The organism is Acinetobacter sp. YH12142, assembly GCF_013418435.1.
Lineage (GTDB): Bacteria > Pseudomonadota > Gammaproteobacteria > Pseudomonadales > Moraxellaceae > Acinetobacter > Acinetobacter amyesii.
This window is the reverse complement of sequence record NZ_VPCB01000014.1, coordinates 42,698-54,062: the sequence shown is the minus strand read 5'-3', so window position 1 is coordinate 54,062 and position 11,365 is coordinate 42,698. Positions and strand designations below refer to the sequence as shown.

10 protein-coding genes are annotated in these 11,365 nt (G+C 42.0%); 5 read left to right on the top strand and 5 right to left on the bottom strand.

Annotation, left to right across the window (positions count from 1 at the left end):
- The first annotated feature begins 20 nt into the window (after positions 1-20).
- Complete coding sequence (locus FTU77_RS11665) at positions 21-1,487, top strand: phospholipase D family protein (protein ID WP_180055856.1); 1,467 nt, start codon at positions 21-23, stop codon at positions 1,485-1,487.
- A gap of 89 nt (positions 1,488-1,576) precedes the next feature.
- Here FTU77_RS11665 and FTU77_RS11660 read toward each other — a convergent pair whose 3' ends face one another.
- On the bottom strand, positions 1,577-2,035 hold the full coding sequence (locus FTU77_RS11660) for a hypothetical protein (RefSeq protein WP_168378753.1): 459 nt from the start codon (positions 2,033-2,035) through the stop codon (positions 1,577-1,579).
- Between the two features lie 183 nt (positions 2,036-2,218).
- Between FTU77_RS11660 and FTU77_RS11655 the strand changes: the two genes are divergently transcribed.
- Positions 2,219-2,692 (top strand): RcnB family protein, encoded by a 474-nt coding sequence (locus FTU77_RS11655; protein ID WP_373685278.1) that lies wholly within the window; start codon positions 2,219-2,221, stop codon positions 2,690-2,692.
- 68 nt (positions 2,693-2,760) lie between these two features.
- Here FTU77_RS11655 and FTU77_RS11650 read toward each other — a convergent pair whose 3' ends face one another.
- On the bottom strand, positions 2,761-3,258 hold the full coding sequence (locus FTU77_RS11650) for a phosphate-starvation-inducible protein PsiE (RefSeq protein WP_180055855.1): 498 nt from the start codon (positions 3,256-3,258) through the stop codon (positions 2,761-2,763).
- A gap of 169 nt (positions 3,259-3,427) precedes the next feature.
- Between FTU77_RS11650 and FTU77_RS11645 the strand changes: the two genes are divergently transcribed.
- Positions 3,428-4,063 (top strand): FMN-binding negative transcriptional regulator, encoded by a 636-nt coding sequence (locus tag FTU77_RS11645; RefSeq protein WP_180055883.1) that lies wholly within the window; start codon positions 3,428-3,430, stop codon positions 4,061-4,063.
- A gap of 44 nt (positions 4,064-4,107) precedes the next feature.
- On the opposite strand, the gene FTU77_RS11640 is transcribed toward FTU77_RS11645, so the two are convergent.
- From FTU77_RS11640 to FTU77_RS11630, 3 genes are all read right to left on the bottom strand, one after another.
- A complete protein-coding gene (locus tag FTU77_RS11640; RefSeq protein WP_078194153.1) occupies positions 4,108-5,889 on the bottom strand; it encodes an acyl-CoA dehydrogenase C-terminal domain-containing protein in 1,782 nt (593 codons plus the stop codon).
- 193 nt (positions 5,890-6,082) lie between these two features.
- Positions 6,083-7,885: an acyl-CoA dehydrogenase C-terminal domain-containing protein gene (locus FTU77_RS11635; RefSeq protein WP_078194152.1), complete on the bottom strand. Its 1,803-nt coding sequence runs from the start codon at positions 7,883-7,885 to the stop codon at positions 6,083-6,085.
- Between the two features lie 305 nt (positions 7,886-8,190).
- Positions 8,191-8,832 (bottom strand): hypothetical protein, encoded by a 642-nt coding sequence (locus tag FTU77_RS11630; RefSeq protein ID WP_180055854.1) that lies wholly within the window; start codon positions 8,830-8,832, stop codon positions 8,191-8,193.
- 134 nt (positions 8,833-8,966) lie between these two features.
- Here FTU77_RS11630 and baeS point away from each other — a divergent pair, with 134 nt between their 5' ends.
- Together baeS and FTU77_RS11620 are read left to right on the top strand one after the other, a co-directional pair.
- A complete protein-coding gene (baeS, locus tag FTU77_RS11625) occupies positions 8,967-10,643 on the top strand; it encodes a sensor histidine kinase efflux regulator BaeS (RefSeq protein ID WP_180055853.1) in 1,677 nt (558 codons plus the stop codon).
- A 12-nt stretch (positions 10,644-10,655) separates the two neighbouring features.
- Positions 10,656-11,342 carry a response regulator gene (locus FTU77_RS11620; protein ID WP_111885370.1) on the top strand — a complete coding sequence of 229 codons (687 nt, stop codon included), beginning with the start codon at positions 10,656-10,658 and terminating at the stop codon, positions 11,340-11,342.
- The last annotated feature ends 23 nt before the right edge of the window (positions 11,343-11,365 follow it).

The window sequence follows — 11,365 nt, the reverse complement described above, 5'->3', positions numbered from 1 at the left end:
ATTAGACTAGGTTTTTTCTTATGCGCATCATTCAACGAATACATCACAAGCTTAATTGGTCACGTCGTCGCTATGTGGGTGTGGTCATTGGTTTATTGGTTTTAGGTTATTTGGCATCGGCAACCTATCACACGCTAAAACCACTCCCTGAAGGGCTGAACTACACGGGGAAACTTCGCCATGCTGAAGTGAACTTTTTAGTGGATGAAACCTATATCGATGCGCAAGGAAAGCAGCAACAGGAACATCGCATTTTTAAAGAAATGCTAAAAATGATCGAAGAAGCACAGTCGACCATTGTGTTGGATATGTTTCTCTTTAATCCGCAAGTTGGCGACTCTCAATTAAAACATGAACAATTAACACAGGAGCTGACCGATGCGCTGATTTTGAAGCGTCGACTATCTCCTCAAGTGGAAATTTTTGTGATTACTGACCCGGTCAATTCGGTATATGGCGGCATTCAACCCGAGCATTATCGTCAATTACGACAAGGGGGCATTGAGTTGATGGAAACCAATTTGGTACCGCTTCGTGCATCCAATCCTGCATGGTCAGGCTTTTGGTATATCTGCTGTCAAGATATTGGCAATAATCCTGAACAAGGCAGGTTACCGAACCCATTGGGAACCGAGAAAGTGACGATTCGAAGTTATATGGATCTGTTTAACTTTAAAGCGAATCACCGAAAAACTTTGGTGGTGGATACCATCGATGGCTGGAAAGGTTTGGTCACCTCTATGAATCCACATGATGGTAGCTCACGACATTCTAATGTTGCTCTGACTGTGAAGGGAATGACTGCAGTTGACCTATTAAAAACTGAGCAAGCAGTTGGAATGATGTCCAAAGCCAATATTCCATTTGTGGTGATTAAGGATGTTGAAGCGGCGAAAACTGAGCCTCAAGTACAGGTGCTGACTGAAAAAGCAATTTATGATGCCACATTCGACTTAATTGATAGCGCGAAGAAAGCTGGAACTGAAATTGATATTGCCATGTTCTACTTGTCAGAACGTAAAATTATCAAGGCACTCATTGCTGCACATGAACGTGGCGTGAAAGTTCGTGTATTACTCGATCCGAATAAGGATGCTTTTGGACGTACCAAAAATGGCATTCCAAATCGACCTGTAGCATCCGAATTACATGATGCGGGTATTGATGTACGTTGGTGTAATACCCATGGTGAGCAGTGCCATAGCAAGATGATTTTAAAACGAACTGCTTATCAAGCCGATATGATTTTAGGTTCGGCAAATTTCACGGCGCGTAACTTGAAAAACTATAATTTAGAAACGGATTTACGCGTGATTGGTCTGAAAGATGCGCAAGTTTTTAAAGATGCATCACAGTACTTCAATACGGCTTGGTCAAATCTGGATGGTAAACAAATGAGTGTCGATTATAGTAAATATGCGGATGAATCGACCTTGAAATATGTGTTGTATCGCTTTATGGAATGGAGCGGAATATCTACTTTTTAATTTTCCCCTCATCCTAACCTTCCCCCAAAGGGGGAAGGAATTCCCTCTCATTTCAGGAGAGGGTTAGGGAGAGGTGTATTTAGCAATTATTAATTCTTCGGTACAGGATTCGGCGGAACGATTTGATCTAAATCTTTATCCGTCATTTGATCCAATTCTTTAATATCGGTTTTGATTTTCCATTTATCGGCATCATCTACTGGTTGCGGCAAACGTGCTTCTAGCCAGTCACAGATAACATCTGGTGGAAAATCGGCGTGGTTACATTGAATCACCCAAGACAAGAATTGTTTTGCTTCGCCATTCATATATGGTGGCGGAGAAACCGGTAAAAATTGAGTCGGTAAGCGTTCATTTTTAGAAATATAGTTCAATACATGGCCCAATTCTTGAACAGTTTGCCATGCTAAAGGGTGATCTACATTAATTTGAAATTTAAACCACCAAGCAGTTTTACCATCGGTGCCGTAGGAGTCGATTAAGGCTTCTTGGATACTTGGTACTTTCGAAAAAAATTGATGAAGTCGGTCAAAACTTAATTCAGACACAGCGTTTGATCCACTACGAAATAAAATCAATCTTAGCATAATCCAATGAAAAACAGGCTAGCTTGAAGGTGCGATCAGCTTGGTCGGAAAATTAACAAATTCTTGCATTTGATGGATTTTTATTCATTTTTTCTCCTAAAATGGGTTTTATACTTAATCTATATACCGTGAAGGAGAGCTTGAGTGAAAGCAACATTATTCTATGCAATGGCAGGTGTGATGCTGATAATGACTTCAGCCAGTACTTTTGCGGAAAACAAATGGTCAAACTATCAAGGTGTGGATACCACTAAGCGTCCACCTACTATGAATCGGCCTGGTTATCCCCAACATGGTCAAAGCTATCCACAGCATGCTCCCAATTACCCGCAGCATTACCCGAACTATCCTCATCGCCCTCAATATCCCAATTATCCAAACCGTCCATATCCACCACAGGTGCAAAATGGCATAAGTATTCAATATCAAGCACCGACTACGATTATCCAAAATTCACAAAGTTATAGCTGGGTAAATGGTGATCCTGCCAGCGCGAGTATTTCCAGTTCAACCTATACTTTTATCAGTGATTGGCAGCGTTTAGGTTTACCAGCACCACCCAATGGAATGTACTGGATTTTTGAAAATGGTCGCTATGTATTGGTGCCTAATCGATAAGGTTTATAACCTCTCTCTTGCGTAGTAGTGCTACTCGTCTCCTAAAAGGAGAAGGAACGAATTAGTGTTTAAGCCAATTCATCATCTTGCGGACGTGGGGTTTTTCTTTCAGGTAATGGCTTCTCGGAATGCTTATCTCGAATAACCGAAGGGTAAGTCCAAGAGGCAAAGCGCACAATCAAAATGGCCACAGCTAAAATTAGAATCGAACCTGTAGTAATGACCAAGCCCATATCTGCTTTATGGTCGTGTTGAATGTCCGAAATCAGTAAACGGGTCAGGGCAGTAATAGCAATATAAATCAGGAAGCGAACAGGCATGTGGTTGGTTTTAAAATAAATACCAACCATGGCACCGAGTTCGAGGTAAATAAACAATAATAAAATATCGTCAATCGTGGCGAATTGCTTAACTGTAATAATTTCAAAAATGGTATGACCCGCAGACCATAAAATCATACAGCCGATGACAAACAGTGCAAGATAATGAAAACCTTCTACAGCAAGATTGCCAAGTCGGTCGAGGAGGGCTTCGATTTTTTCTACTTTGGGATCACGGTGTGTCATATATATTCCTCCTTTGTAAATTGCGTGAATATTCAACGAAGAACAAGTCATTAAATATCAAGCAAATTTCATGCACATGAAGCGCATATGACAAAAATATTTTTAGGTTTAATAAAGTTTTTAATGTTAAGTTTGAGCTTAAATTTTGTCCTATAAGAATGAAGCGACGATGTATCAACCAACGCATTTTAAACAGAATGAACTCCTTGATCTGATTGATCTTATGCGTAAGCATGCTTTGGCGACAGTAATACTGACGGCACCCAATGGTGAGTTGGAAGTGAATCATTTACCACTAGAATATGACACTGAGTCAGGCGAATTGGGTATATTGCGCGGTCATATTGCCAAGACCAATCCAATGTTTGAATTGCTAAATCAGTCAGCGCACGCCTATGTGATTTTTCATGCCGATGATGCATATATTTCGCCTAGCTGGTATGAAGGAAAACAGGAGCATCATCGCGTTGTACCGACATGGAATTACCGTGTGGTGCATGTCAAAGGCACAATTCGTAAAGTTGACGATGAAAAATATTTACGAGGGGTTCTGGCTCGGTTGACTCGACAACATGAAGCTAGCCAACCCGTGCCGTGGAAAATGGGCGATGCGTCTAATGATTTTATTGCTGAACAGTTAGAGAAAATTGTGGCGATTGAAGTCGATATCCAGTCGATGATCGGGAAATTTAAAGTCAGTCAAAACCGAAGTGCTGTAGATGCGATGAATGTGGCAAAAGCTTTGGAAAATGCGAATTCTGAAATGGCTAGGTCAGTCAGGAAATATTATCACTACAATGAATAAAAAAATGCCCGATAAATCGGGCATTTTTGATTTTGTGCGACTAATTAAGCTTGGTTGGTAAAGTAATCTTCAGAGAAGTTCATGATCACTTCAGAACCTGCTTTCACTTTAGCAATGCGTAAAGCCAATTCAGGTAAAATACGCTGCGTGAAGTAAAGGGTTAGTGCAAGTTTGTTTTGGTAGAACTCGCCATCTTTGTCTTTTGCTGCATCTGCAATGCGGGCAAACATATAGGCAAAGCTGAGTAAGCCTACAGCATGTAGGTAATCAACGGCTGCTGAGTTCGGGAACTCAATGTTTTCACGAGCAGCTTCAAGTACATATTGAGTTACAGCTTCAACTTCAGCTGCTGCATCTAAGGTTGCATCTTTGATGTAGTTCAAGCTGGCATCTAAGTTATTGGCAAAATCACGGATTTCTTGGATATATTCAGCAATGAATTCACCATTGCACTTAATGGTTTTACGACCAATTAAGTCTTGAGACTGAACACCGTTGGTTCCTTCGTAAATCTGTGCAATACGCAGGTCACGGATACATTGTTCCATACCCCATTCACGAATAAAGCCATGACCACCAAATACCATTTGCGCATCCAGTGTTGCTTGGAAAGCGGTATCTGTTAAATACGCTTTTGCAATTGGTGTTAACAGCGCAACACGGTTATTGGCTGCTTTGACTGCTTCTGGATCCGTAGAGAACTTGGTAATGTCCAGTTGTTGACCGACATAAACTGCAAATGCACGAGATGCTTCATTGTTGGCACGTGCATTTAGCAACATACGACGTACATCGCCGTGTACAAGGATGCTGTCTGCTGGTTTTGCAGGCGATTGAACGCCAGAAGCGCTACGGCCTTGTAAACGATCAGTCGCATATTGCGCTGCATTTTGATAAGCAAATTCAGAAGCACCTAGGCCTTGAATACCCATAGACAGACGTTCGTAGTTCATCATGACGAACATCGCTGCAAGGCCTTCATTTTCTTTACCAACCAGGTAGCCTTTCGCGCCATCAAAGTTCATCACACATGTTGCAGACGCTTTGATCCCCATTTTATGTTCAATAGAACCAGGGCCTACAGCATTACGCTCACCCAATGAACCATCTGCATTCACCAAGAATTTAGGTACGATGAATAGTGAAATTCCGCGTGAGCCCGCAGGCGCATCAGGCGTTTTCGCTAAAACTAAGTGGATGATATTTTCAGAAAGGTCGTGGTCACCGCCAGTGATGAAGATTTTAGTACCTGTGATGTTATAAGTACCGTCTTCATTACGTTCAGCTTTAGTTTTGATAATGCCTAAGTCTGTACCTGCATGCGGTTCAGTTAAGCACATGGTGCCTGACCATTCACCTGTGTACATTTTTGGTAAATAAGTTTCTTTTTGCTCTTGTGATGCATAGCTGTTTAATGCCATGCCTGCACCTACAGAAAGAAGCGGGTAGAGCATGAAGGATGGGTTGGTTGCAAACAGCATTTCATCAGACAGAACAGTCAGCATTTTCGGCATGCCTTGACCGCCCCATTCTTCATCTGCGCCTAGACCAATCCAGCCGCCTTCTGCATATTGTTTAAATGCTTCTTTGAAACCAGCAGGAGTCGTGACATTGCCATTACTATAGGTTGCGCCTTCTTCATCACCTGTGCGGTTTAAAGGATGAGTGACGTTTTGCGCAAATTTTGCCATTTCTTCAAGAATGGCTTCTGCAGTTGCAGCATCAACGTGAGCAAGATTTTCGTTGTTTTGCCAGAATTGTTCTGCTTTAAAAACATCATTTAAGATGAATTTCATATCTGCAAGCGGCGCATTATAAATTGGCATGTTCGTTCACCTGTTTATTGTTTGAATCTATGGACTTGGGGCAATTTGTATCGACACAAAGCGTGGAGAAAATTGACCAAAGTAAAATTATGGGACTATTTATAAAGAAAAAGGACTGCCAATGCTATGACCGTCCTTTCTCTATTTCTGCACTCACGAGTACAATTTTTTGAATATGTTTTAGATATTCACATTAGAATGCAAAGTGTTCTGCATCCAATGCCATAAGAGGATCTAGGCCACCTGCAATCACTTCTACATGAGAGCGAACGCGTGGTAAGATTTTCTTGAAGTAGAAGCGAGCAGTCGTTACTTTTGCATTGTAGAAATCAACATCTGTTGTTCCTGCAGCTAAAGTTTCTTGTGCAACTAGTGCCATGCGAGCCCATAAATAAGCAAGCGTTACATAACCAGAGAAGTAGAGGTAATCGACTGCAGCAGCACCTACTTCTTCAGGGTTTTGCATTGCTTTCATACCAATCTGCATGGTTAAGTCGCCCCATTCTTTGTTTAGCGCAGCAAGCGGCTCAACAAATTCTTTCATGGCAGCGTTGTCTTTGTTAGCTTCAACAAATTTATGGATGATCTTGGTGAAGTCTTTCAACATTGCACCTTGAGTACCCAATACTTTACGGCCTAACAAGTCAATTGCTTGAATTTCAGTCGTACCTTCGTACAAGCATGAAATACGTGTATCACGTACAATTTGTTCCATACCATGTTCAGAAATGAAGCCGTGGCCACCAAATACTTGAACACCGTGTTTTGCAGATTCAGAACCTGTTTCAGTCAAGAATGCTTTAGCAATTGGAGTTAATAATGACAAGATATTGTCAGAGAACTTACGTTCTTCTTCAGTTGCACCTTGTTCCACGATATCGGCATGGAAAGACAATAAGTAAACCAGAGCACGACCAGCTTCAGCAAATGATTTTTGCGTAAGCAGCATGTTGCGTACTGCAGGGTGAACGATAATTGGATCTGCTTCTTTTTCAGGTGCTTTAGGGCCTGAAAGTGAACGCATTGCCAAACGGTCTTTTGCGTAAGCAAGTGCACCTTGGAAAGCGCCTTCAGAAGCTGAAAGACCTTGTACAGCAGTACCGATACGTGCAGTGTTCATGAATGTGAACATGCAGTTTAGACCGCGGTTTTCAGGGCCAATCAAGAAGCCTTTTGCGTTATCAAAGTTGATGACACAAGTCGCGTTACCATGGATACCCATTTTGTGTTCAATCGAACCACAACGTACCGCATTGCGCTCACCAATTGAGCCATCAGCATTTACATTGAATTTAGGTACGATGAATAATGAAATACCTTTCGTGCCTTTTGGTGCACCTGGAAGACGAGCAAGGACGATATGGATGATATTTTCAGCCATGTCGTGTTCACCAGCAGAGATAAAGATTTTCTCGCCAGAAATTGCATAGCTACCGTCTGCTTGTGGTTCAGCTTTAGAGCGGATAATACCTAAGTCAGAACCTGCATGAGATTCTGTTAAGCACATCGTACCAGTCCATTCACCTGAAACAAGTTTAGGAAGGTAAGTGTCTTTTTGCTCTTGAGAACCGTGATGTTCTAATGTACGGACAGCACCATGAGATAGACCAGGGTACATACCCCATGCCCAGTTCGACGTACCCACCATTTCTGAAATGATGTTGCCTAAAGAAACCGGTAAGCCTTGACCGCCGTATTGTTCTTCAGCAGATAAAGATGGGAAACCGAGTTCGATATATTTTTGATACGCTTCTTTAAAACCAGTTGGTGTTGTTACAACGCCATCATTCCAAGTACAACCTTCACGGTCGCCGACTTGGTTAAGAGGAGAAAGTTCATTTTCACAGAAGTCAGCAGCAGCTTCTAGATATTGGTCAACCAACTCACGACTTACGGTGTCAGAAAATGCAGGCAGTTGTGCATAGTGATCTTCTGCTTTTAAAAGTTCATGCAGAACAAATTGCATATCACGTAAGGGCGCTTTGTATTGTGGCATATCGTTTTCCTCAATACTGGTTTCTACCAGCGTTAGTAATCCTAAATAACATTTGAACGTGTCTTCAATGACACGTATTGGAATGGTTCTAATCGTGCAACATCTTCTTATTGGGTACAAGCATTTCAGGGTGATTTGTTGGTGACTGTAAAGTCAAAGAAATATCCCTTGAAAAAGCTAAGTGCATTGAGTGTAAACGCTTTTAGATGAAAATGAATGACACAAATAGTCAAAAAGCGTAAAAAGATATGTCCAATAAAAAAGGCACTCATGGGAGTGCCTTTTTTACACAATGATATTGCGATCTAAGTTTGGATTATTTTACTGGGGGCTGGCGTCGGGGCAACAGGGGCTTTAGGTTGGAAGCGAACTTCACATTTACCATTGATTTGCTGTTCGCCAACTTTAATGGCAACTGCGCTACCATCAGTCTTACCTTGGCATGCTTTCATAATCGCTTGTTGCTTCGTTTGGCGTTCTGCTAAACGTTGATCAAACTTTTTAGTCAGTTCTGCACGTTTTGCATCAGTCAGTGGCTCACCGCGTTGCATCTGACCACGCATGTCGCCACGCATTGGATGATGTTCACCGCGCATTGGTTTGTGTTCACCACGTGCTTTTTTCATGTCTTGACGGTCTGCTTTGAACACCATGGTACATGTACCATCAATATTTTTATCGCCAGCTTTTACTTGAACTGTTGAACCTGTAGCCTTACCATCGCAGGCTTTTTGCATATCAGCAAACACTTGACGTTGCTCGGCACGCATTTGTTTAAAATGTTCACGTTGCTCAGGTGACATACGACGATCTTGATCACCATGATGTTGTTTCATCATGCGGCCATGATCGTTATCTTTTGGTGCGGTTGTCGATTGACAGGCAGTTAATGCACCCATGCTCAATACGCTTGCACCGATTAAAGCCATTTTGGTCATGTGTTTCATAGTCTATACCCCACCAGATTAGATATTTTTTCAATGGTTAAAGATTAAATAATAAAGATGTAGAAACAATGGAGAGTTTTTTAGTTGCGTGTTCGCTACAATAATGAATATAGAAGAAAAATGAGAGTTCTCTTTTGAAAATACGTCGTATCCCGATTGCCCTACGCTTGTTTCTGACTGTGCTGTTGACGACGCTCGTCATCACAACGGTAAGTCTTGGCGTTTTGCATTGGAATATGCAGCGTAATTTCACCAAATATGTGGCCGATGTCGAGATGCAAAAGCTTGACCATGTCATTGAAAATTTAGCCGATGTGTATACGGTCTATCATGATTGGGGCAATGCGATTCAGGCACAGATTCTGCAAATTGAAGGGCAGGCAGCACCCGATGACTATGATCGTCTCTCTCGGTGGTGGCTACGTCGTCAATATGACATTGCATTGCAGCAGCGCTATTTCCAAGATCATAGTTTGAATGCAACGTCGATGTTGGCGACACCACAGCAAACGGCAGAACAAAAAACTGAAGAGCTAAAATGGCTTGAACAAAACTTACCGTCTGAGTTTCAACCCTTTGAAGGTTTAAAATTTCCTTTAAGCGCGAATCAAAATGTGTTCCGCCCCAAAGAGTCGAATGCGGATGAAAAAGATAAAGATGCCGGTCAATCCTCTCAAAACAATACCAACAATGGTGGTAAAAAACAGTTTATTCAAATGCCTGACCGCTTGGGCTTGAGTTCACGTTTATCTTTATATGATGCACAGCGCCAATTTGTGGTGGGTGAGCCGACAGATGAACAGATTTCTTATCGTCCGATTATGGTAAATAATCAAATCGTGGGGTATTTGGGGCTCAAACCTGTACTCGAGCAAGATGATGCGATCAGTATTAACTTCTTTAGTAAGCAAAAACGTTATTTGTTATTGGTTTATGTGCTGACATTTATTGCAAGTTTAATTGCTGCACTGTTATTGGCGACCTACTTTAAAAAACCGATTCAGCGTTTGTTAATGGGAACACGTGAGTTAACAAAGGGCAATTATCAACATCAAGTCGCGGTGAACCGTAATGATGAGCTTGGTGATTTATCGAATGAATTGAACCAGTTGGCTGTGATTCTCGATCAGCATGAAACGTCACGTCGTCAATGGGTGGCCGATACTTCACATGAATTAAAAACCCCATTGGCGGTGTTGCAGGCTCAAATTGAGGCGATGCAGGACGGTATTCGTAAGCCAACGCCAGAGCATTTTGCCTCAATGCTCAATCAAGTGAGTAGTTTGAAAAAATTGACCAAAGATTTGGCGGATTTGGCGCAAGCCGATGCACAGCAACTGAATTGTTATTTGACCACGCTCAATCCGTGGGATGTCATTGTGCAGGAGGTTGAAAGCTTTAAACCGAAGTTTGAACAAGCCGATTTGAAAATTACCGCAACGGGCGATGGCACTTCATTACAATTAGATATAGACCGTTTTAAACAGATTATGGTCAACTTATTGGGTAACAGTATTCGTTATACGGAAGCTGGTGGTGAAGTGCATGTTCATACTGAGCAAGATGAAACCCAGTGGACCGTGTATGTCGATGACAGCCCATTTGGTTTAACTGATGAACAGTTGGCACGTTTAGGTGAGCGTTTCTATCGTGTGGATGATTCACGTACGCGTGCAACTGGTGGTACAGGATTAGGATTGGCGTTATCCGTAAAAATAGCTAGAGCATTGGGCGGAGAATTGAGTTTTGATCATTCTCCATTGGGCGGTTTGCGTTGCAAATTGACATTTCCCAAACAGATGAAACATTAAAAGGAAGCATGCATGAAACATATCATGTTGGTTGAAGATGAAGTGGAACTTGCACAGCTAGTGCGTGATTATCTAGAGGCTGCAGGCTTTGAAGTCAGCATGTTTCATGATGGTCAAGAAGCCTATGAGAGCTTCACGCAGCGTAAGCCGAGTCTAATGATTTTGGACCTGATGGTGCCACGTATGGATGGCTTAACCATTTGCCGTAAAGTCCGTGAGCAGTCTGATCTGCCAATTATTATGGTGACTGCACGCACTGAAGAAATTGACCGTGTATTGGGGCTCAATATGGGTGCTGACGATTATGTCTGCAAACCGTTTAGTCCGAAAGAGTTGGTGGCACGTGTGCAAGCGGTATTACGTCGTTTAGAACGTAAAGCAGAGCCAGAGGTGAATGATTTATTCCGTATGGACAAAGCACAGCAACGTATTTGGTATCAACAAAAAGCGTTGAGCTTAACGCCAACTGAGTTTCGTTTACTTGAGTTGTTTTTAGAGCATGTAGGGCAGGTGTATTCACGTGCGCAATTGCTTGATCATATTAACCCAGACAGTTTTGAAGTGGCTGACCGTGTGATTGATAGTCATATTAAAAATTTACGTCGTAAGATTTCAGATGCAGCGGAAACTGGCAACCGTCATGAGTGGATTCAAGCTGTGTATGGCGTCGGCTACCGTTTTGAATATCCAGAGGATTAATGTTACTTTTTGTTCTTGAATCT